This is a genomic window from Mesorhizobium xinjiangense (genome assembly GCF_009749525.1).
GTDB classification, from domain to species: Bacteria; Pseudomonadota; Alphaproteobacteria; order Rhizobiales; family Rhizobiaceae; genus Mangrovimarina; species Mangrovimarina xinjiangensis.
Genome location: NZ_WOAC01000002.1, coordinates 242,294 through 263,030, shown reverse-complemented (window position 1 = coordinate 263,030; position 20,737 = coordinate 242,294). Strand labels below are relative to the sequence as shown.

Here is a 20,737-nt window from a genome sequence, read left to right as displayed (position 1 = left end):
TCCCGGTCGAGTCCCCACCCTCCCCGTCCCCACCGACCGGGTAAAAGGAGCCGGCCCGTTCCCCGGGCCGGCTCCGCTTTATGGCCGGCAGGAACCACCATCGTGATGGGCCTATAGAGGCTCCAATCCCGTCATGAAGCGTCGGCCGTTTTCGACATAATGATCGGCCGTCCATTTGAGGCCGGCTTTGGCCTCGTCGTCGAGTTCGCGCACCGGTTTGGCCGGGCTGCCGACGATCAGCGATCCGTCCGGAAAGGATTTGCCCTCGGTGACGAGCGCACCGGCGCCGACAATGCAATTGTCGCCGATGTAGGCACCGTTGAGGATGATGGCGCCCATGCCGATCAGGCTGTTTTCGCCGATCGTGCAGCCATGAAGCATCGCCCGGTGCCCGATGGTGCAGCCTTTGCCGATGGTGAGCGGGAAACCCATGTCGGTGTGCATGATGGTATGCTCCTGCACATTGGTGTCGGCGCCGATGGCGATCTCCTCATTGTCGCCGCGCAGCACGCAACCGAACCAGATGCTGACGTTGCGTGCGATCGCCAGCTTGCCGATCAGCGACGCGTCGGGCGCAACCCAGTTCGTCGAACGGTCCTCGAACCGCGGCTCGTGTCCATCCAGTGCATAAACAGGCATGCGCACTCCCTCGTCTCATCACTCAGTGTTTTCGGGCCACGCACATTGCAGCCGCCGCATTTACCGGTGCTTTACCATAAAAGTGGAGGCTCGCGGCAGGGCTGAACGTCGCTTGTCCGAATGACGGCGCGGCGCATTGGGGGGTAAAATTGCAGCAGGCTGCAGACCAGGACGATTTCGCGGTCGCCATCGGCCGCACGCTTGCCTTACGGACTTTCACCGCATTCGCCGCGCTGGCCGTTCTGTCGCTTGTCGTCGGCGCCGCCGGCCACTGGTTCGGCCAGACGCTGTCGGAAGGCGGGCACACGAGCGACATCGCACCCAAGCGCATCATCATCGGCGCCAACATGCTGAGCGTGCCCGCCAATGCGATCCGATTCGCGAGCGAACGCCGCAACGGCGCCGCGCAAAGCGTGCATCTCTATGTGCATTGGCCCGACATGGAAGGCTATCGGCCCGATACGCGCGATGCCTTCAACCATACCGCGGACCGAACCGATATTCTCTTCCTGAGCCTTCGGCCGCAAACGATGTCGCGCGACATGTCCGGCCGTCTCGCGCCCGTCTATCGCGCGCTGATGGACCCTCGATCCAGATCCGGCCCGGCCGGCCTCGCCTTCCATGACCTGAAGGCGGAGGCAGGCTATGACAATGAAATGCTCGTTATCGGGCCGGAAGAAGAAGGCGGGCGTTTCGTCGCCCGCTGCCTTACGGGTCCGCTTGCCGGCCAATCCCTTGCCGGCTGCGAGCGCGACATCCTGATCGGAACCGAGCTCAGTCTCGCCTACCGGTTTCACGAGCACCTGTTGAAGGACTGGCGCGCACTCGATGCGGCCGTGCGCGCCTATGCGGCCCGGCTGCTTGACGCCGGCCGATAGCCGGCAGGGCCGCCAATCGTCAAAGATCGATGTCGAGGATCGCCATCGAGAAATTGTAGGAGAGCTCGCCCTCCTCCTCATCCTTGAAGATGATGCCCAGGAACTCGTCGCCCAGATAGAGCTCGCACGAATCGTCCTTGCGCGGCCGCGCCCTCACTTCCAGCGTGGGGTTTTGAAACGTGCGCTTGAAATAAGCATCCAGCTTTCTGATTTCGTCCGGTTTCAATCGACTTCTCCGTTGGGCAATCGAGGCGCACAGCGCGCTGTTGGAGCCGGCTTCTGCCATGCGGGCCGTCGCAGTGTAAACCCCGCCGGTCTCCTTACAATCGCTTTCGGACAGGAGGCCCGCGCGGGCCGTCCTACTCCTGCACGGAAAGAAGCTGGTCCATCTGCCGGGAAGGCTCTTGGCAACCGGCCTCACCGACGATGCGTGCCGGCACGCCCGCGACCGTCTTGTTGGCCGGCACCGAGGCCAGCACCACCGAGCCGGCCGCCACCTTCGTGCAATGGCCGATCTCGATATTGCCGAGGATCTTGGCGCCGGCGCCGATGAGAACGCCATGGCGGATCTTGGGATGGCGGTCGCCGCCCGCCTTGCCCGTGCCACCGAGGGTGACGCCGTGCAGGATCGACACGTTGTCCTCGATCGCCGCCGTCTCGCCGACGACGAGGCCGGTGGCATGGTCGATGAAGATACCCTTGCCCATCCTGGCGGCCGGATTGATGTCGGTCTGGAAGATGGCCGAGGAGCGGCTTTGCAGATAAAGGGCGAAATCCTTGCGGCCCTCGCGCCACAGCCAGTGGGCGAGCCTGTGCGTCTGGATGGCGTGAAAGCCCTTGAAATAGAGCACCGGCATGATGAACCGGTCGCAGGCGGGGTCGCGGTCGTAATAGGCCTGGATGTCGACGCGCACGACGGCACCCCAATCCGGATCGGCGCGCTGCATCTCGCGGAACGTCTGGGCGATCAGATTGGCCCTGATGTCGGAATGATCGAGGCGCTCGGCGATGCGGTGGATGACGGCGCCTTCCAGCGTGTCGTGGTTGAGCACCGATGAATAGAGAAACGCCGCAAGGAGCGGGTCGCGCTCGGCCGCTTCCAGGGCCTCCTCGCGCACGGCATCCCAGATCGGATCGACGGGATGGATTTCGCTCGACCTTGCGGTGCTGCGCGTGCTCATCGTCTCTGCTCCCTGACCAAGGCTGCTTGCGAGGTGGCCGAACATACGTCAGAACGACCGCGGATTGAACCGCGATTTCCTCAACCCTTGTTCAATGGGATTGAAATGGCCGAATTTCAAGCCGACGCAGATGGCGTTTTCGCGGGAGCCACTTGTTTTCCTGTTTTCGACCACTGCCCTGCCGAGCGAGCATAAGACCGGGACGTTCCAATGACCTATGTATTCCCGCCCCAGCTGATCCCCAGCCTTGCCGTATTCGGCGAGGAAGCGCGTTTTCCGGTCCGCCGCATCTTCTGCGTCGGACGCAACTACGCCGCCCATGCCCGGGAGATGGGCAAGGATCCCGACCGCGAGCCGCCCTTCTTCTTCACCAAGCCCGCAGACGCCGTGGTCGGCGATCAAGAGATCGTGCCCTACCCGCCTTTGACCGAAGATCTCCACTATGAGGGCGAACTCGTGGTGGCGATCGAACATGGCGGTTCCGACATTTCCGAGAGCGAAGCCCTCAATCACGTGTTCGGCTATGCCATCGGCAACGACCTGACGCGGCGCGACCTCCAGGCCGAAGCGAAGAGGCTGGGCCGGCCGTGGGACTGGGCCAAGGGATTCGACCATTCGGCGGTCTGCGGCCCCATCCATCGCGCCAAGCAGGGGGATCATCTGTCCGGCGGCAGGATTTCAAGCACGGTCAATGGCGAGACGCGCCAGGATGCCGACCTGGCCGACATGATCTGGTCGGTTCCCGAGATCATCGCGATTCTCTCGCGGTCGATGCGCGTCTTTTCCGGCGACCTGATCTATACGGGCACGCCGGCGGGCGTCGGCGCGCTCACCGCAGGCGATGTGTGCACGGTCACCGTCGAAGGGCTCGGCTCGATATCGACCAAGATCGGATCGCGCGACTGACGGCGGATCGTTTTCCGCCGCCCGAGGCATTGGACCACGCACGCCATTGACGCTGGCGTTAGAAATGCCCGATGAATCGCGGCATTCTGCCCGCCGACAACGCATCAGCCGGCCACGATATGGAGCCGGTCACCCATATGAGGAAACTGTCCCATGGTGGCAACAGCGCCACGTCCGGCCTTTGCCGTCGACGGACCGCATGCCTGGTTCCGCCTCGCCATTGCCATGCTGCTCGGCACGATCGGCAGCGTCGGTATGTGGGGCATCATCGTGATCCTGCCGGCCGCTCAGGCCGAGTTCGGCGTCGACCGTGCGGACGCCTCTATCCCCTACACGGCCACCATGATCGGCTTCGCGCTCGGCAATGTCGTGATCGGGCGCATGGTCGACCGCATGGGCATCGCCGTGCCGGTGGCGCTGGCCGCGGTCGTGTCGTGCGCCGGATTCCTCGCAGCCTCACTCGCTCCCAATGTCTGGATCATGTCGGCCGCCCAATGCCTGATCGGGCTGGGCACGGCAGCAACCTTCGGCCCGCTGATCGCGGATATTTCGCGATGGTTCGAGAAGCGCCGGGGCATCGCGGTGGCCGGCGCGGCCACCGGCAATTATATTGCCGGAGCCATCTGGCCGCTCGTCATCCAGTTCTTCATGCAAAGCGACGGCTGGCGGCTCACCTATGCCGGCATCGGTCTGTTCTGCCTGGCATCCATGGTGCCGCTGACGCTGCTCCTGCGCCATCGGCCGGTCGAATCCGCTGAACTGGACGGTGTTGCGGCACCGCGGTCGCGACCGTCGCTCGCCGATGCCGGCATATCGCCGCGCATGCTTCAAATGCTGCTGATCGCGGCCGGCCTGGGCTGTTGCGTCGCCATGTCCATGCCGCAGGTGCACATCGTCGCCTATTGCGCCGATCTCGGCTATGGCGTCGCCAGGGGCGCGGAAATGTTGTCGCTGATGCTCGCCGGCGGCATTGTCAGCCGCTTGGTGTCGGGCCTCATCGCGGATCGCATAGGTGGTGTAAGGACATTGCTCATCGGCTCCGTTCTGCAGGGAATCTCGCTCCTCCTCTACATACCCTTCGACGGCCTGGCGCCGCTTTATGCCGTTTCGCTCGTCTTCGGCCTGTCGCAGGGCGGCATCGTACCGAGCTATGCGATGATCGTGCGCGAATATCTGCCGCCGCGCGAGGCCGGCCAGCGCATCGGCATCGTCATCATGGCAACGATCGTCGGCATGGCCTTCGGTGGCTGGCTGTCGGGCTGGATCTACGACCTGACCGGGTCCTATCGCGCCGCCTTCATCAACGGCATCGCATGGAACGTCATGAACGTCTCGGTCATGGTCTTCCTGCTCCTGCGCACGCGCGCGAAGCGGCCGGCCATGGCCGATCTCGGCGTTCGGCCGTAGGTCTCAGCTAGAACGCCTTGAAGGTCAACGTCGTCAGCGAGCGCACGATACCCGGCACATTGGCGACGTTGTCGCTGATATATTTGCCGATATCGACGCCGTCCTCGATATAGATCTTCATCAGCAGGTCGTAATCCCCGCTGGTCGAATAGAGTTCGGACACGATCTCGCGCTTGAAGATCTCGTCGGCCACCTCGTAGGTCTTGCCGGGCGTGCATTGAAGCTGGACGAAAACGGCTCTCATGGCGTCTTGCTCTATCCCAGTCGGGCGTCCAATGGACGCCGCCAATCATCGAATCCACCCTCTGTCACGGGCGCGTGGCCAATGCAAGCTTCAGCCCGTCAACAAGGTCCGCGTCAAGGCATGATCGGGATCGGCCAGTCCGTCTATGACGTTGAAATGATGCCGGTCCGGCTCCTCGACGGCCATGGTTGTCGCTGCGCATCCCGTCCACACATTGGCAAGCAGCGCGTTCTGGCGGATGAACTCGGAGCGCTCGCCGGCACCAACCCAGCAGCACAGCCGCGCCCCGGTCATCGGCTCGAGCAGGGCCGGGCTTTCGGCCCGCGCCTCCTCCTCATCGATCTTCAGCGTCGCGTTCATCGCCGTCTTCATGATCGGGCGGAGGTCGTGCACGCCCGAAATCGAAACGGTGTTGCAGATGCGTTCGCCGACCGCCGGTGACAGCGGCGACGTCGCGGAGATCATGCGCGTGACCAGGTGTCCGCCGGCGGAATGGCCCGTCAGATATACCGGTCCATCGACCTGCGCGGTCGCGGCCTCGATGGCCGCAGCGATCTCGCTGACGATGCCGGAAATGCGGATGTCGGGACACAGCGTGTAGGCCGGCATGGCGACCGCATAGCCATGCGCCAGCGGTCCTTCCGCCAGATGCGACCAGAAACTCTTGTCAAGACGCAGCCAGAAGCCGCCATGGACGAAGACGACCAGACCATGCGGTGCCTCGCGCGGCAGGAAGAGATCGTAACGGTTGCGCGGCCCTGCACCATAGGCAATGTCGAGCCGCGCCCGTCCCTCTCCCGTCAACCTGTCGCGAAACGCCTTTGCCGGCGCGACCCATGCCTCGGGCCAGCGCTCGCCGCCGGCAATGTTGGCGCCATTGGCATATGCGTCGTCCCAATCGGTGATTTGATGGTAGATCAAGCCTCGCCTCCGCTGTTCCCGCCCCGCAATATGCAGCACACTCTTGTGCCCGGCGCCAAGCCCGGATTTCATATCGAATGCCAGCATGACACCGGGCAGGAAGATATTTCAACCTTGAAATTTCATACTTGAAACAATCGCCGATCGGTGCGATGCTGCCTCCAGCATAGATGCAGGAGCTGAGCGGCATGAAGATCGCAGTGCTGGGTGGAGGTCCTGCCGGCCTCTATTTCGCCATTAGCATGAAACTGCGCGACGCCGCGCACGACGTGACGGTGTTCGAGCGCAACAAGGCCGACGACACCTTCGGCTGGGGCGTGGTGCTGTCCGACGAGACGCTCGACAATCTGGCGGCGAACGACGCGACAAGCGCCGAGCGCATCCGCGAGCATTTCGCCTATTGGGACGATATCGCCGTCATCCACAAGGGCGTGCGCACGCTCTCGACGGGCCACGGTTTCTGCGGCATCGGCCGCAAGCGGCTGCTCACCCTGTTGCAGGAGCGGGCGCGCGAGCTGGGCGTCGAAATGCGCTTCGAGACCGAGATCGACGATCCCCGCCCCTTCATGGCCGAATACGACATGGTGCTGGCCAGCGACGGGCTGAACTCCAAGGCGCGCCAGACCTTCGCGGACGTGTTCAAGCCCGATATCGACATCCGCAAATGCAAGTTCGTCTGGCTCGGCACGCACCAGAAGTTCGACGACGCCTTCACCTTCATTTTCGAAAAGACCGAGCATGGTTGGGTGTGGGCGCATGCCTACCAGTTCGACGAAGACACGGCGACCTTCATCGTCGAGTGCTCGCAAGACACCTATGACAGGTTCGGCTTTGCCGACATGACGCAAGAAGTGTCCATCGCCACCTGCGAGCGGATCTTTGAAAAGCACCTCGGCGGCCACAAGCTGATGTCGAATGCCAGCCACATTCGCGGCTCGGCCTGGATCAATTTCCCGCGCGTCCTGTGCGAGCGCTGGTCGCACGAAAACCTTGCCCTGATGGGCGACGCGGCGGCGAGCGCGCATTTCTCCATCGGCTCCGGCACCAAGCTGGCGCTCGAAAGTGCCATCGCGCTGGCCGACTATCTGCACACGGAACCGACGTTGAAGGACGCCTTCGAAAAATACGAGGATGCGCGGCGGCTGGAGGTGCTACGCCTGCAATCGGCGGCGCGCAACTCGCTGGAATGGTTCGAGGAGGTCGAGCGCTACCTGCATCTCGATCCGGTGCAGTTCAATTATTCGCTGCTGACGCGTTCGCAGCGCATCAGCCACGAAAACCTGCGCCTGCGCGATTCCGAATGGCTTTCCGGTGCCGAGTCCTGGTTCCAGCAGCGCGCCGGCGTGGCCGCCAACACCAACCGGCCGCCGATGTTCGCCCCGTTCAAGCTGCGCGGACTGGAGCTGAAAAACCGTGTCGTGGTTTCGCCCATGGCGCAATACAAGGCCATCGACGGCTGCCCGACCGACTGGCATCTGGTGCATTATTGCGAGCGCGCCAAGGGCGGTGCGGGCCTCATCTATATCGAGATGACATGCGTCAGCCCGGAAGGCCGCATCACGCCCGGCTGCCCCGGCTTCTACAAGCCCGAGCACGAGACGGCCTGGAAGCGCATCGTCGACTTCGTGCACGCCGAGACGGAGGCCAGGATCTGCGCCCAGATCGGCCATTCCGGCCCGAAGGGATCCACCCAGCTCGGCTGGGAGGAAATGGACGCGCCGCTGAAGGACGGCAACTGGCCGCTGCTTGCGCCTTCTGAAGTCGCCTGGTCCGACAAGAACCAGATGCCGAAGGCGATGGACCGTGCCGACATGGACACGGTGCGCGACCAGTTCGTCGCTTCGGCCGAAATGGCCGAGCGCTGCGGCTTCGACATGCTGGAGTTGCACTTCGCCCACGGCTATCTCTTGTCGGCCTTCATCTCGCCGCTCACCAACAAGCGCACGGACGAATATGGCGGCAGCCTTCAAAACCGCATGCGCTATCCGCTGGAGGTCTTTCACGCCGTGCGCGCGGCATGGCCCGAGGACAAGCCGATCTCAGTGCGCATTTCGGCCAATGACTGGGTGGGCGACGACGGCATCACGCCGGCCGACGCCGTCGAGATTGCCCGCATGCTCCAGGATGCCGGCGTCGACATCTGCGACGTGTCGGCCGGCCAGACCTCGACGCAGGCGAAGCCGGTCTATGGACGCATGTTCCAGACGCCGTTTTCCGACCGCATCCGCAACGAGACCGGCATGGCGACCATGGCCGTCGGCAACATCTACGAGCCCGACCATGTCAATTCGATCCTGATGGCGGGCCGCGCCGACCTTGTCTGCCTGGCCCGGCCGCATCTTGCCGATCCCTACTGGACACTGCACGCAGCCGCCCAGCTCGGCGACCGCGGCGTGACATGGCCCGATCCCTACCGCGCCGGGCGCGACCAGCTCTACCGGCTGGCCGAGCGCCAGGAAGCCATGACGGGGAAGGTGTGATGGCGACGATCTCCGGCGCGCACGCGCTCGTCACGGGCGGCGGAACAGGCGTTGGCAGGGCGATCGCCGAAGCGCTCGCCGAAGCCGGTGTGGCCGTCACCATTTGCGGCCGCCGCGCCGACGCGCTGGAAGCCGTGGCGGCGGCGAGCCGGAATATCCACGCGATTGCCGCCGACGTGACCGACCAGGCCTCGGTGCAACGGCTCTACGAGCAGGCCGAGGCCGTGCGCGGTCCCTTCGATATCGTCGTTGCCAATGCAGGCATTGCCGGCAGCGCGCCGGCCCACAAGGTGACGCTCGAGGACTGGCAGCATACGCTGAACGTCAACCTCACCGGCGCCTTTCTCACCGTCCAGCCAGCGCTGGCGGGCATGGCCAAGCGCGGCGCCGGCCGCATCGTCTTCGTCGCCTCGGTCGCCGGCCTGAAAGGCTATGGCTACGTTGCGCCCTATGTTGCCTCCAAGCACGGCGTGATCGGGCTGATGCGCGCGCTGGCGGTCGAACTGGTCAAGACCGACGTGACGGTGAATGCCGTGTGCCCGAGCTTCGTCGAGACGGACATGCTGGAGGACTCGGTCCGCCGCATCATGCAAAAGACCGGGCGAAGCGAAGCGGAAGCCCGCGCCAGCCTGTCGGCCGGCAATCCCCAGGGTCGCTTCATCCAGCCCGAGGAGGTGGCGGCATCCGTACTGTACCTGTGCGGCGATACCGCCGGGTCCGTCACCGGCCAGACGATCTCTATCTCGGGAGGCGAGACATGGTGAGCGCGCCGCTGACCTCGCTCGATAGGCCGCCCAGGAACAAGGAACGGCTCCGGCTGTGGATCCGCATGCTGCGCGCCTCGCGCATCATCGAAGGCGAACTGCGCGAGCGGCTGAAGACGCGGTTCAACTCGACCCTGCCGCGCTTCGACGTCATGGCCGCGCTTTATCGGCAGTCCGACGGCATGCTGATGAGCGACCTGTCGCGCTTTCTTCTGGTGTCGAACGGCAATGTCACGGGCATCGTCGACCGCCTCGTCACCGACGGTTTCGTCGTGCGCACGAAGCGCGAGGGCGACCGCAGAACCTCCATCGTGCGCCTGACCGCGCAAGGCACGAGCGCATTCGAGGAAATGGCGACCACGCACGAGGCCTGGGTCAGCGAGCTCTTGAGCGGCGTGGAGGAAGAGGACGCGCGGCATCTCTCGTCGATGCTGAAGACGTTCAGAAGCAATTGGGAGGACGAACATTGACCCAGATGGCCGGGCTGAAGCCCAAGCATTTCCTCTGGCGGGCCGAAGGAAACGTGGCCTATGTCCAGCTCGATCGGCCCGAGCGCAAGAACCCGCTCACCTTCGATTCCTATGCCGAGCTGCGCGACACCTTCCGCGCCCTGCCCTATGCCGACGACATCGATGTCGTGGTCTTTCTGCCCAATGGCGGCAATTTCTCCTCCGGCGGCGACGTGCATGATATTATCGGGCCGCTGACGAAGATGGACATGAAGGGCCTTCTGGCCTTCACCCGCATGACAGGCGATCTCGTCAAGGCCATGCTCAACTGCTCCAAGCCGATCATCTCGGCCGTGGACGGTGTGGCGGTCGGTGCCGGCGCCATCGTCACCATGGCCTCCGACATCCGGCTTGCCACGCCGGAGGCCAAGACGGCCTTTCTGTTCACCCGGGTGGGTCTCGCCGGCTGCGACATGGGCGCCTGCGCGATGCTGCCACGCATCATCGGCCAGGGCCGCGCGGCCGAACTGCTCTATACGGGGCGCTCCATGAGTGCCGAGGAAGGCGAACGCTGGGGCTTCTATAATCGCATCGTGGCCGCCGACGCGCTCGAGGCGGAAGCCGCGAAGCTTGCGCAATCAATCGCTTCCGGCCCGACCTTCGCACATGGAATCACCAAGACACAGCTCAACCAGGAATGGTCGATGGGGCTCGACCAGGCGATCGAGGCGGAGGCCCAGGCCCAGGCCATCTGCATGCAGACCAGGGATTTCGAGCGGGCGTACCAGGCTTTCGTCGCGAAGCAAAAGCCGGTGTTCGAGGGGGATTGAATGCCTGACCGCTCCTTCCTCTCCTGGCCATTCTTCGAGGACCGCCACCGCGAGCACGCCGAAAAGCTGGAGGCATGGTGCGAGAAGAACCTGCCGGTGGCGCATGACGACGTCGACGCCGCCTGCCGTGACCTCGTCGCCCGGCTTGGCCGCGACGGCTGGCTCAAACCAAGCGCAATCGACCCGGACGATCCCGCGCCGCTCGACGTGCGCACGCTCTGCCTGGCGCGCGAAACGCTAGCGCGCCACGACGGCCTGGCCGATTTCGCCTTCGCCATGCAGGGGCTCGGCACCGGCGCCATCAGCCTCTTCGGCTCTCCCGAGCAGCGGCAATGGCTGAAAAAGACCCGCGCCGGTCAAGCGATTTCAGCCTTCGTTCTATCCGAGCCGCGCTCGGGCTCGGATGTCGCCAATATGGACATGACGGCAGCGCGCGACGGCGAGGATTACGTGCTGTCGGGCGAAAAGACCTGGATTTCCAATGGCGGCATTGCCGATGTCTATACAGTCTTCGCGCGCACCGGCGAAGCGCCGGGCGCCAAGGGCATATCGGCCTTCATCGTCCCCGCCGACACGCCGGGACTGGAGGTCGCCGAACGCCTGGACGTGGTTGCGCCGCATCCGCTGGCCCGCCTCGCCTTCAACGCGGTTCGCGTGCCCGCCTCGGCCATGATCGGCAAGCCGGGCGAAGGTTTCAGGATCGCCATGTCGGTGCTCGACGTTTTCCGCTCCACCGTCGGCGCGGCGGCGCTCGGCTTTGCCCGGCGGGCGCTCGACGAATCGATCGCGCGCACCGGAAGCCGCGAGCTCTTCGGCGCGCCGCTCTTCGACCTGCAAATGGTGCAGGGCCATATCGCCGACATGGCGCTCGACGTCGATGCGGCCGCATTGCTCGTCTACCGTGCCGCGTGGACCAAGGATTCGGGCGCGCCGCGCGTCACTCGCGAAGCGGCGATGGCCAAACTCTTCGCCACCGACCGCGCGCAGGAGGTCATCGACAAGGCCGTTCAACTGCATGGCGGCGACGGCGTGCGCAAAGGCCACATCATGGAAAGCCTCTATCGCGAGATCCGCGCGCTCAGGATCTATGAAGGCGCCTCCGATGTGCAGAAGATCGTAATCGCCAGGCAAACAATGAAATAAGGGGAGCGCCTGATGCTGGGACCAACGGGGCATATCGACACATTTTCACGCGACAACCTGCCGCCTCAGGCGGAATGGCCGGAACTGCCGCTCGAAGGCTTCGGCTATCCCGACTATCTCAACGCCGGCGTGGAACTGACCGACCGGCTGGTCGAGCGCGGTTTCGGCGATCGTACGGCGCTCATCGGCAATGGCAGGCGGCGCACCTACAAGGAACTTGCCGACTGGACCAATCGGCTGGCTCATGCGCTGGTTGAAGATTACGACGTAAAGCCCGGCGACAGAATCCTTATCCGCTCTCCCAATAATCCCGCCATGGTCGCCTGCTGGCTGGCGGCCACCAAGGCCGGCGCCGTCGTCGTCAACACCATGCCGATGCTGCGCGCCGGCGAACTGGCCAAGATCGTCGACAAGGCCGAGATCGCGCTGGCGCTCTGCGACACGCGCATCAAGGACGAGCTGGTCGCCTGCGCCAAGGACAGCCGTTTTCTCAAGCAAGTGATCGGTTTCGACGGGACGGCGAACCATGACGCCGAGCTCGATCGGGCCGCACTCGACAAGTCGGTGCTGTTCGACGCCGTTCGAACCGGCCGCGACGATGTCGCCCTGCTCGGTTTCACCTCCGGAACCACCGGTGTGCCGAAGGCGACGATGCATTTCCATCGCGACCTTCTGATCATCGCCGATGGCTATGCCAGAGAAGTGCTCGGCGTGACGCCCGACGACATCTTCGTCGGCTCGCCGCCGCTCGCCTTCACCTTCGGCCTCGGCGGCCTGGCTATTTTCCCGCTGCGTTTCGGCGCCGCCGCGACGCTTCTCGAAAACGCCTCGCCGCCCAACATGGTCGAGATCATCGAGACCTACAGGGCGACCATCTCGTTCACCGCGCCCACCGCCTACCGCGCCATGCTGGCGGCGATGGACGACGGAGCCGATCTTTCCTCGCTGCGGATCGCGGTCTCGGCCGGCGAGACACTGCCTGCGCCTGTCTTCGAGGAGTGGACGACGAAAACCGGCAAGCCGATCCTCGACGGCATCGGCGCCACCGAAATGCTGCACATCTTCATCTCCAACCGTCTCGACGACATGATGCCGGCCTGCACCGGCAAACCGGTGACCGGCTATGAGGCCAGGATCGTCGACGACGCGATGAAGGAGGTGCCGCGCGGCACGATCGGCAAGCTGGCCGTGCGCGGGCCGACCGGCTGCCGCTACCTGGCCGACGAGCGCCAGAGCGACTATGTCAAGGACGGATGGAACATCACCGGCGACGCCTTCGTGCAGGACGAAGCGGGCTATTTCCACTTCGCCGCGCGCGCCGACGACATCATCGTGTCGGCCGGCTACAACATTGCCGGCCCGGAAGTGGAGGCCGCGCTTCTCGCGCATGAGGATGTCGCCGAATGCGCCGTCATCGGCGCGCCCGACGAGGCGCGCGGCCAGATCGTTCAGGCGCATGTCGTTCTCGCCGAAGGCTGCGAAGGCGACGACCTGATGAGGAAGAAGCTGCAGGATCACGTGAAGGCGGCGATCGCGCCCTACAAATATCCGCGCTCCATCGTCTTCGTTGACGCCCTGCCGAAGACGCAGACGGGCAAGATCCAGCGTTTCAGATTGCGCGAGGGACACCAAGCGTGACCGATTTCGCCCAGACCCGCGCCCGGTTCGACCTGCCCCAAGGCGTCATCTATCTCGACGGCAATTCGCTCGGACCGCTGCCCAAGGCGGCCGGGGCACGTGTGGCCCGCGTCCTGTCGGAGGAATGGGGCAAGGACTTGATCCGCGGCTGGAACGCAGCCGGCTGGATGGGCCAGCCGCGCGCAATCGGCGACCGTATCGGCCGCCTCATCGGCGCGCCGCAGGGCACCGTGGTCGTCGGCGACACGCTGTCGATCAAGGTCTACCAGGCACTCGCCTCGGCACTGGAACTGCGTCCCGAACGCAAGGTCATCCTGTCGGACAATGGCAATTTCCCGACCGACCTCTATATGGCGACGGGTCTCATCGATTCTCTCGACAAGGGCCATGCGCTGAAAGTGGTGGCGCCGGAGGAAATAGAGGACGCGATCGACGAGACCGTCGCCGTCCTCATGCTGACCGAGGTCGACTACCGCACAGGCCGGCTGCACGACATGATGCGGCTGACCGAGAAGGCGCATGCAGCCGGCGCGCTGACGATCTGGGATCTGGCGCATTCGGCCGGCGCCCTGCCCGTCGACGTGAGCGGCGCGAAGGCCGACTTCGCCGTCGGCTGCACCTACAAATATCTCAACGGCGGGCCCGGCGCTCCGGCCTTCATCTATGTCGCGCCGGAACTGGCTGAAAATGCCCGCCCTGCCCTGTCGGGCTGGCTTGGCCACGAGGCTCCCTTCGCCTTCGATCTCGACTACCGCGCCGGACAAGGCATCGAGCGCATGCGCGTCGGCACGCCTCCGGTGATCGCCATGGCCGCGCTCGATGCGGCCCTCGATATCTGGGACGGTGTGGACATGACCGACATACGCCGCACCTCGATCGCCCTTTGCGAGACGTTCATCACCGAGGTCGAGAAGCGCTGTCGCGACCTGAGGCTCGGCTCGCCGCGCGATCCCGAGCGGCGCGGCAGCCAGGTCTCCTTCCGGCATGAGGAAGGCTACGCCATCATGCAGGCGCTGATCGCGCGCGGCGTGATCGGCGATTTCCGCGCACCCGACACCATGCGTTTCGGCTTCGCGCCGCTCTATGTCAGCGAGGCCGATGTGCGCCGCGCCGTCGACATTGTCGAAGAGATCATGGCGAAACGGCTTTGGGACGATCCCGAATTCAAGACCAGGGCGGCCGTGACATGAGCACCCGGCACGATCCAGGCCAGAGCGGCGCGGTCACCGACTTCTCCGAGCGCATGTCCTATTCGGACTATCTGCATCTCGAACGCGTGCTGGACGCCCAGGAACCGCTGTCGGGTTCGCCCGACGAGCTGCTCTTCATCATCCAGCACCAGACGTCGGAGCTGTGGATGAAGCTCGCCGTCCACGAGATTTCGTCGGCCATGGAGGCCATCAGGGAAGATCGCCTGGAACCGGCCTTCAAGATGCTGACCAGGGTGGCGCGCATCTTCGAGCAGTTGAACAGCGCCTGGGACGTGCTGCGCACCATGACGCCGAGCGAATATACGAGCTTTCGCGCCGCTCTCGGCCAGTCCTCCGGTTTCCAATCGTGGCAGTACCGGGCGATCGAGTTCCTGGCCGGCAACCGCAACCTGGCGCTGCTCGCCCCGCATGCCCATGACGGCGAAATCACGGCGCGGCTGGAGGCAATCCTCGCCAGGCCGAGCCTCTACGACGAGGCGATCAGGCTGCTTCAGCGCAAAGGCTTCGATACGGGCGAGGAGACCGAGCGCAGCGACTGGCGGCAACAGCGCATCGAGAGCGACGCCGTGCTCGCGGCATGGAAGGCGGTCTATCTGGAGCCGGAGCGCCACTGGATGCTCTACGAGCTGGCCGAGAAGCTGGTCGATTTCGAGGACTATTTCCGCCGCTGGCGCTTCAATCACGTCACCACGGTCGAGCGCATCATCGGCTTCAAGCGCGGAACCGGGGGAACGGCGGGGGTAACCTATCTCAGGCGAATGCTGGAGGTGGAACTCTTTCCGGAATTGTGGAAAGTGCGAACGGAGCTGTGAAGCCAGGCCGGAATGGGCGGTCCGGATACAGTGAGGGCCGGCGCGGCGTTGTGGAAACGACGATGCCGGACGACAAGACGCCAAGAGGGCGAACAAAAAGGGAGAATGACATCATGAAAAAGATCATAGCGGCCGGACTTGTCGGCCTGGCCATGGGCGTATCCGGCACGGCGATGGCCGAGCCGATCAAGATCGGCATGATCACCACGCTTTCGGGCGGCGGGGCAGGCCTGGGCGTCGACGTGCGCGATGCCTTCGAGCTTGCGATCGAGAAATCCGGCAACTCGGAGATCGAGGTGATCACCGAGGACGACGCGCGCAAGCCGGAATTGGCGGTGCAGATCGCCGACAAGATGATCCAGAGTGACGAGGTCGATCTGATGACCGGCATCATCTGGTCGAACCTCGCCATGGCGGTCGTGCCGAGCGCGACAGCGCAGGACGTCATCTACCTGTCGCCGAATGCCGGCCCGTCGGCGCTCGCCGGCGCCAATTGCAACGAGAACTACTTCAACGTCGCCTACCAGAACGACAATTTCCACGAGGCGATGGGCAATTTTGCCAACAAAGACTACAAGAAGGTCTTCATCCTGGCGCCCAACTATCCGGCCGGCAAGGACTCGCTCACCGGCTTCAAGCGTTTCTACAAGGGCGAGCTCGCGGGCGAGGTCTACACCAAGCTCGGCCAGACCGACTACGCCGCCGAAATCGCGCAGATCCGCGCCTCCGGCGCCGATGCGGTGTTCTTCTTCCTGCCGGGCGGCATGGGCATCGCGTTCACCAAGCAATATGCCCAGTCGGGCGTCGACCTTCCGCTGATGGGTCCGGCCTTTTCCTTCAGCCAGGACGTGCTGCCGGCGATGGGCGATGCCGCGCTTGGCATCAAGAATTCCGCCTCCTGGTCGCACGACCTCGACAACGAGGCCAACAAGGCCTTCGTCGAAGCCTTCAAGGCCGAGTATGGGCGCCTGCCGTCGGTCTATGCCGCACAGGCCTGGGATACGGCAAACCTGATCCTGGCGGCGGCCGAAAAGGCCAGCGTGAAGGACAAGGAGGCTTTCCGCGCGGCGCTCAAGCAGGCCGATTTCGCATCGGTGCGCGGCAAGTTCTCCTTCAACACCAACAATCATCCGATCCAGGACCTCTATGTCCGCGAAGTGGTGAAGGAAGGCGACGTGCTGACCAACAAGATCGTCGAAAAGACCTTCACCGACCACGAGGACGCCTACGCGGCCGAGTGCAAGATGTAGGCATCACCTTGGCGTCCCGCCCTCGTGGTTCGACGAGTTCGCCATGAGGGCGGCTTCCGCGCCGGAAGCTTCGAAGCTGCAACCGACAGCGAATGTTGAACCTTTACCCTCATGGTGAGCTCGTCGAACCACGAGGGTAAAGGCACGCACCCCAACCAGCGAACCACATCGTGTCCACCGCCCTTATCATCGAGCAAACCCTCAACGGCCTGCAGTTCGGCGTCATGCTTTTCCTGATGGCCGCCGGCCTGACGCTGATCTTCGGCGTCATGGGCCTCATCAATCTCGCCCATGGCTCGCTCTACATGGTCGGGGCCTTTGCCTGCGCGGTCGCGGCCGCCGCCACCGGTTCCTTCTGGATCGGCCTTGCGGCAAGCCTCGCGGCGGCGGCCGCCGCCGGGGCGCTGATCGAGGTGACGGTGATCCGCAAGCTCTACGAGCGCGACCATCTCGACCAGGTGCTGGCGACATTCGCCCTCATCCTCGTCTTTTCGGAAGGAACGCGCTGGATCTTCGGCTCCTTTCCGCTCTATCTCAACATTCCGCAGCTTCTGGGCGGCGTCGTCACCCTGCCCGGCGGGCTCCCCTACCCCGCCTACAGGCTGGCGATCATCCTCGTCGGCCTGGCGGTCGCCGTCGGCCTCTACCTGCTGATCTCGAAGACCCGGCTCGGCATGCGCATTCGCGCCGGCGAGTCCGACCGCGAGATGATCGGGGCGCTCGGCGTCGACATCCGCACGCTCTACACCGTCGTCTTCGCGCTCGGCGCGGCGCTTGCCGGGCTCGCCGGCGCGCTTGTCGGCCCACTGCAGTCGGTCCAGGTGGGGATGGGCGAGCCGGTTCTCATCCTGGCCTTCGTCGTCATCGTCATCGGCGGCATCGGCTCCATCAAGGGCGCCTTCATCGGCGCCATCCTGGTCGGCGTCATCGACACGCTCGGCCGCTTCCTGTTGCCGCTGGCCCTTGGCGTCTTCCTCGACCCCTCGCAGGCCGCCGGCGTCGGCGCTGCCCTCGCCTCGATGCTGATCTACGTCTTCATGGCGCTCGTTCTGGCCTTCCGCCCGACCGGGCTGTTTGCGGCGGGGGACTGAACATGCGCCAACACTTGCGCCGCGAAACGCTCGTCAATGCCGGCCTGGCGGTGCTGCTTCTGGCAGCGCCGGCGATTGCCGCCATGGCCGGCGAGCCCTTCTACGTCACGCTTGCCACGCGCATGGCGATCCTGGCGCTGGCCGCCGTCGGGCTGAACTTCGTCCTCGGCCTGGGCGGGCTGGTCTCCTTCGGCCACGCCGCCTTTTTCGGCATCGGCGGCTATGCGGCCGGCATTCTGGCCACGCATGCCTTCAACCAGGAACCGTTCCCGTTCGGCCTTTCGGGCACCAACCAGATGCTCGTCATCTGGCTCGCCGCGCTCATCGCTTCGGGTATCGTGGCATTGCTGATCGGACTGGTGAGCCTGCGCACGTCGGGCGTCTATTTCATCATGATCACGCTCGCCTTCGCGCAGATGATCTACTACTTCGCAATCTCCTGGCCCGCCTATGGCGGCGAGGACGGGCTGTCGATCTATGTGCGCAATGCCTTTCCCGGCGTGAATACGCTCGACCCGCTGAGCTTCTTCCTGATCTGCTACGTCCTGCTGATGATCGTGCTCGCGTTCTTCGCGACCTTGCGCAATTCGCGCTTCGGCGCCGCGCTTCAGGCTGCGCGGCAAAACCCGGTCAGGCTCGCCTCCGTCGGCGTCGAACCGTTCCGCATCCGCCTCGTTGCCTTCGTCATCTCGGGCATGATCACAGGGCTTGCCGGCGCGCTGTTCGCCGATCTCAACCGCTTCGTCAGCCCTTCCATGCTGTCCTGGCACATGTCGGGCGAGCTGATCGTGCTCATCATCCTGGGCGGTACGGGCCGGCTGTTCGGTCCGGTCGCCGGGGCGATCCTCTATATCCTGTTCGAATATTTCCTCGGCGGGATCACCGAACGCTGGCAGCTCTTCCTCGGCCTCATCCTGCTGGCCGTGGTGCTTTTCGCGCGCGGCGGGCTGATCGGCCTCCTGGCAGGCAAGGTGCGCCATGACTGAACCGCTGCTCGACATCCGCAATCTGTGCAAGAATTTCGGGGCGCTGAAGGCGACCGACAATGTCAGCCTCGATCTCAGGCCCGGCGAAATTCACGCCCTGATCGGCCCCAACGGCGCCGGCAAGACGACGCTCATCCATCAGATCGCCGGCACATTGCAGCCATCGAGCGGCACGATCCGCTTTCTCGGCCGCGATATAGGCGGCATGAGCATGCCCGGGCGCACGCGGCTCGGCCTCGGCAGGACCTTCCAGATCTCGTCGCTGACGCTGGAATTTTCCGCCCTGCGCAACGTCATGCTGGCGCTGCAGGCGCGCCAGGGTTCCAGCTTCCGCTTCTTCAGGCCGGTCATGCGGGATCGCTCGCTGACCGATCCGGCCTATGAAACGCTGGAGCGCGTCGGACTGCACGAGCGCGCCATGGTGGCGGCGGGCGAGCTGTCGCATGGCGAGCGCCGCCAGCTCGAGATCGCGATTGCGCTGGCGCTCGGCTCAAAGGCCTTTCTGCTCGACGAACCGATGGCGGGCATGGATTCGGAAGGCTCGCAGGCGCTGACGCGCTTTCTCGACGGGTTGCGCCGCGAGGCGCCGATCCTCCTGGTCGAGCACGACATGGACGCCGTCTTCGCGCTCGCCGACCGGATTTCGGTCCTGGTCTACGGGCGCGTCATCGCGACCGGCACGGTGGAAGAAATCCGCCGCGACCCGGAAGTGCGCCACGCCTATCTCGGGGAGGACGACTGATGCTGCTGGAAGTGTCGGCCATCGAGACCTTCTACGGGCCGTCGCAGGCTCTGTTCGGCGTCGATCTGACGGTCGACGAAGGCGAGGTCGTGGCGCTGATGGGGCGCAACGGCATGGGCAAGTCGACGACGATCCGCTCGATCTGCCGGCTGACGCCGCCGCGCGCCGGACGCATCAGCTTCGGCGGCGTCGATCTTTCCTCGATGCGTCCGCACAAAGCCGCCCGGCTCGGCATCGGCCTGGTGCCGGAGGGCCGGCGCTGCTTTCCCAACCTGACGGTGGAAGAAAACCTGGTTGCCGCCGCCCGCAAGGGAAAATGGACGCTGGAGGCGGTCACGCAACTGTTTCCGCGGCTGGCCGAGCGCCGTACGCAGTTCGCCAACTCGCTTTCGGGTGGCGAACAGCAGATGCTGGCCATCGGCCGGGCGCTGATGACCAATCCGCGCCTCATCATCCTCGACGAGGCGACCGAGGGTCTGGCGCCGGTGATCCGTCACGACATCTGGGCCTCGATCCGCACGCTGAAGCAGGAGGGGCAGTCGATCCTCGTGGTCGACAAGACGATGAGCGAGCTCATGCCCGTGGCCGACCGCTGCACGATCCTGGAAAAGGGGCGCACGGTGTGGACCGGGCTGCCGCAAGATCTGAGCGAAGACGTCCGCAACACATATCTCGGCGTCTGACAGGGAGCCTTTCGCCATGAACCAATCCGACCGCGTGCACCAATTGCTGCATCCCGCCAACTGGAAGGCGGCCAAGGGCTATGCCAACGGCATATTGGCCGAAGGCCGCACAGTCTATGTGGGCGGCCAGATCGGCTGGACAGCCGACCAGGTGTTCGAAACCGACGATTTCATCGGCCAGGTCCGCCAGACATTGCAGAACGTCGCCGCCGTGGTTGCCGAAGCGGGCGGCGAGCCGCATCATATCGTGCGCATGACCTGGTACATCACCGACAAGGCGGAATATCTCGCCCGTCTCGGCGAGATCGGCGAGGCCTATCGCAGCGTCATGGGCAAGCATTTTCCGGCCATGACCATGGTCCAGGTCGCCGCGCTCATCGAGGACGCGGCCAAGGTCGAGATCGAGGCAACCGCCGTCCTGTCGCAATGATGCCGATCTGGCCCAACGAATAATGCGCTCGCGTTCTTGCCGCCCTGGCGCA

At 64.6% G+C, this 20,737-nt stretch carries 22 protein-coding genes; 17 read left to right on the top strand and 5 right to left on the bottom strand.

Features of this window, described 5'->3' with window-relative positions; all coding sequences use genetic code 11:
• Positions 1-111 precede the first annotated feature (111 nt).
• Positions 112-639 (bottom strand): gamma carbonic anhydrase family protein, encoded by a 528-nt coding sequence (locus GM909_RS03555; protein ID WP_157014818.1) that lies wholly within the window; start codon positions 637-639, stop codon positions 112-114.
• A gap of 149 nt (positions 640-788) precedes the next feature.
• Between GM909_RS03555 and GM909_RS03550 the strand changes: the two genes are divergently transcribed.
• Positions 789-1,517 (top strand): hypothetical protein, encoded by a 729-nt coding sequence (locus GM909_RS03550; RefSeq protein WP_157014817.1) that lies wholly within the window; start codon positions 789-791, stop codon positions 1,515-1,517.
• Positions 1,518-1,536: 19 nt separating this feature from the next.
• Here the strand turns inward: GM909_RS03550 and GM909_RS03545 are convergent, their stop codons facing one another.
• Together GM909_RS03545 and cysE are read right to left on the bottom strand one after the other, a co-directional pair.
• Positions 1,537-1,743 carry a DUF3126 family protein gene (locus tag GM909_RS03545; protein WP_157014816.1) on the bottom strand — a complete coding sequence of 69 codons (207 nt, stop codon included), beginning with the start codon at positions 1,741-1,743 and terminating at the stop codon, positions 1,537-1,539.
• Positions 1,744-1,876: 133 nt separating this feature from the next.
• Complete coding sequence (gene cysE / locus GM909_RS03540) at positions 1,877-2,698, bottom strand: serine O-acetyltransferase (RefSeq protein WP_157014815.1); 822 nt, start codon at positions 2,696-2,698, stop codon at positions 1,877-1,879.
• A 210-nt stretch (positions 2,699-2,908) separates the two neighbouring features.
• On the opposite strand from cysE, the gene GM909_RS03535 reads away from it, so the two are divergent.
• On the top strand, positions 2,909-3,604 hold the full coding sequence (locus GM909_RS03535; protein WP_157014814.1) for a fumarylacetoacetate hydrolase family protein: 696 nt from the start codon (positions 2,909-2,911) through the stop codon (positions 3,602-3,604).
• Positions 3,605-3,757: 153 nt separating this feature from the next.
• Positions 3,758-5,011, top strand: coding sequence for an MFS transporter (locus GM909_RS03530; RefSeq protein ID WP_157014813.1), 1,254 nt, complete (start codon positions 3,758-3,760; stop codon positions 5,009-5,011).
• A gap of 7 nt (positions 5,012-5,018) precedes the next feature.
• Here GM909_RS03530 and GM909_RS03525 read toward each other — a convergent pair whose 3' ends face one another.
• On the bottom strand, positions 5,019-5,255 hold the full coding sequence (locus tag GM909_RS03525) for an Lrp/AsnC ligand binding domain-containing protein (protein WP_157014812.1): 237 nt from the start codon (positions 5,253-5,255) through the stop codon (positions 5,019-5,021).
• A 90-nt stretch (positions 5,256-5,345) separates the two neighbouring features.
• Positions 5,346-6,176, bottom strand: coding sequence for an alpha/beta hydrolase (locus GM909_RS03520; protein WP_198174113.1), 831 nt, complete (start codon positions 6,174-6,176; stop codon positions 5,346-5,348).
• Between the two features lie 188 nt (positions 6,177-6,364).
• On the opposite strand from GM909_RS03520, the gene GM909_RS03515 reads away from it, so the two are divergent.
• From GM909_RS03515 to GM909_RS03450, 14 genes are all read left to right on the top strand, one after another.
• Complete coding sequence (locus tag GM909_RS03515) at positions 6,365-8,656, top strand: bifunctional salicylyl-CoA 5-hydroxylase/oxidoreductase (RefSeq protein WP_157014810.1); 2,292 nt, start codon at positions 6,365-6,367, stop codon at positions 8,654-8,656.
• The gene (locus GM909_RS03510; protein ID WP_157014809.1) at positions 8,656-9,420 is read left to right on the top strand and encodes an SDR family NAD(P)-dependent oxidoreductase; all 765 of its coding nucleotides are present in this window, start codon (positions 8,656-8,658) and stop codon (positions 9,418-9,420) included. Before GM909_RS03515 ends, GM909_RS03510 begins: the two co-directional genes overlap by 1 nt.
• Entirely contained in the window at positions 9,414-9,890 is a 477-nt protein-coding gene (locus GM909_RS03505) for a MarR family winged helix-turn-helix transcriptional regulator (protein WP_157014808.1), read from the top strand. The genes GM909_RS03510 and GM909_RS03505 overlap by 7 nt, the downstream gene beginning before the upstream one ends.
• Positions 9,887-10,699 carry an enoyl-CoA hydratase family protein gene (locus tag GM909_RS03500; RefSeq protein ID WP_157014807.1) on the top strand — a complete coding sequence of 271 codons (813 nt, stop codon included), beginning with the start codon at positions 9,887-9,889 and terminating at the stop codon, positions 10,697-10,699. Before GM909_RS03505 ends, GM909_RS03500 begins: the two co-directional genes overlap by 4 nt.
• Complete coding sequence (locus tag GM909_RS03495) at positions 10,700-11,842, top strand: acyl-CoA dehydrogenase family protein (protein WP_157014806.1); 1,143 nt, start codon at positions 10,700-10,702, stop codon at positions 11,840-11,842.
• 12 nt (positions 11,843-11,854) lie between these two features.
• A complete protein-coding gene (locus GM909_RS03490) occupies positions 11,855-13,480 on the top strand; it encodes an AMP-binding protein (RefSeq protein ID WP_157014805.1) in 1,626 nt (541 codons plus the stop codon).
• Positions 13,477-14,670, top strand: a complete 1,194-nt coding sequence (kynU, locus tag GM909_RS03485; RefSeq protein WP_157014804.1) for a kynureninase — start codon at positions 13,477-13,479, stop codon at positions 14,668-14,670. The genes GM909_RS03490 and kynU overlap by 4 nt, the downstream gene beginning before the upstream one ends.
• Positions 14,667-15,503 (top strand): tryptophan 2,3-dioxygenase, encoded by an 837-nt coding sequence (kynA, locus tag GM909_RS03480; protein ID WP_157014803.1) that lies wholly within the window; start codon positions 14,667-14,669, stop codon positions 15,501-15,503. The genes kynU and kynA overlap by 4 nt, the downstream gene beginning before the upstream one ends.
• 113 nt (positions 15,504-15,616) lie before the next feature.
• Positions 15,617-16,753 (top strand): ABC transporter substrate-binding protein, encoded by a 1,137-nt coding sequence (locus tag GM909_RS03475; protein ID WP_157014802.1) that lies wholly within the window; start codon positions 15,617-15,619, stop codon positions 16,751-16,753.
• A 170-nt stretch (positions 16,754-16,923) separates the two neighbouring features.
• Positions 16,924-17,844, top strand: coding sequence for a branched-chain amino acid ABC transporter permease (locus GM909_RS03470; protein ID WP_157014801.1), 921 nt, complete (start codon positions 16,924-16,926; stop codon positions 17,842-17,844).
• Between the two features lie 2 nt (positions 17,845-17,846).
• Positions 17,847-18,830, top strand: a complete 984-nt coding sequence (locus tag GM909_RS03465; protein WP_198174112.1) for a branched-chain amino acid ABC transporter permease — start codon at positions 17,847-17,849, stop codon at positions 18,828-18,830.
• The gene (locus GM909_RS03460) at positions 18,823-19,572 is read left to right on the top strand and encodes an ABC transporter ATP-binding protein (protein WP_157014800.1); all 750 of its coding nucleotides are present in this window, start codon (positions 18,823-18,825) and stop codon (positions 19,570-19,572) included. Before GM909_RS03465 ends, GM909_RS03460 begins: the two co-directional genes overlap by 8 nt.
• Positions 19,569-20,255, top strand: a complete 687-nt coding sequence (locus tag GM909_RS03455) for an ABC transporter ATP-binding protein (protein ID WP_157014799.1) — start codon at positions 19,569-19,571, stop codon at positions 20,253-20,255. The genes GM909_RS03460 and GM909_RS03455 overlap by 4 nt, the downstream gene beginning before the upstream one ends.
• 16 nt (positions 20,256-20,271) lie before the next feature.
• Positions 20,272-20,685, top strand: coding sequence for a RidA family protein (locus GM909_RS03450; RefSeq protein ID WP_157014798.1), 414 nt, complete (start codon positions 20,272-20,274; stop codon positions 20,683-20,685).
• Positions 20,686-20,737 lie beyond the last annotated feature (52 nt).

What these genes read in the sequence shown, in the direction of transcription:
- GM909_RS03555 (WP_157014818.1), bottom strand. Translation starts at nt 639, where the DNA reads ATGCCTGTTTATGCACTGGATGGACACGAGCCGCGGTTCGAGGACCGT.
- cysE (WP_157014815.1), bottom strand. Translation starts at nt 2,698, where the DNA reads ATGAGCACGCGCAGCACCGCAAGGTCGAGCGAAATCCATCCCGTCGAT.
- GM909_RS03535 (WP_157014814.1), top strand. Translation starts at nt 2,909, where the DNA reads ATGACCTATGTATTCCCGCCCCAGCTGATCCCCAGCCTTGCCGTATTC.
- GM909_RS03530 (WP_157014813.1), top strand. Translation starts at nt 3,758, where the DNA reads ATGGTGGCAACAGCGCCACGTCCGGCCTTTGCCGTCGACGGACCGCAT.
- GM909_RS03525 (WP_157014812.1), bottom strand. Translation starts at nt 5,255, where the DNA reads ATGAGAGCCGTTTTCGTCCAGCTTCAATGCACGCCCGGCAAGACCTAC.
- GM909_RS03515 (WP_157014810.1), top strand. Translation starts at nt 6,365, where the DNA reads ATGAAGATCGCAGTGCTGGGTGGAGGTCCTGCCGGCCTCTATTTCGCC.
- GM909_RS03510 (WP_157014809.1), top strand. Translation starts at nt 8,656, where the DNA reads ATGGCGACGATCTCCGGCGCGCACGCGCTCGTCACGGGCGGCGGAACA.
- GM909_RS03505 (WP_157014808.1), top strand. Translation starts at nt 9,414, where the DNA reads ATGGTGAGCGCGCCGCTGACCTCGCTCGATAGGCCGCCCAGGAACAAG.
- GM909_RS03495 (WP_157014806.1), top strand. Translation starts at nt 10,700, where the DNA reads ATGCCTGACCGCTCCTTCCTCTCCTGGCCATTCTTCGAGGACCGCCAC.
- GM909_RS03490 (WP_157014805.1), top strand. Translation starts at nt 11,855, where the DNA reads ATGCTGGGACCAACGGGGCATATCGACACATTTTCACGCGACAACCTG.
- kynA (WP_157014803.1), top strand. Translation starts at nt 14,667, where the DNA reads ATGAGCACCCGGCACGATCCAGGCCAGAGCGGCGCGGTCACCGACTTC.
- GM909_RS03475 (WP_157014802.1), top strand. Translation starts at nt 15,617, where the DNA reads ATGAAAAAGATCATAGCGGCCGGACTTGTCGGCCTGGCCATGGGCGTA.
- GM909_RS03465 (WP_198174112.1), top strand. Translation starts at nt 17,847, where the DNA reads ATGCGCCAACACTTGCGCCGCGAAACGCTCGTCAATGCCGGCCTGGCG.
- GM909_RS03460 (WP_157014800.1), top strand. Translation starts at nt 18,823, where the DNA reads ATGACTGAACCGCTGCTCGACATCCGCAATCTGTGCAAGAATTTCGGG.
- GM909_RS03450 (WP_157014798.1), top strand. Translation starts at nt 20,272, where the DNA reads ATGAACCAATCCGACCGCGTGCACCAATTGCTGCATCCCGCCAACTGG.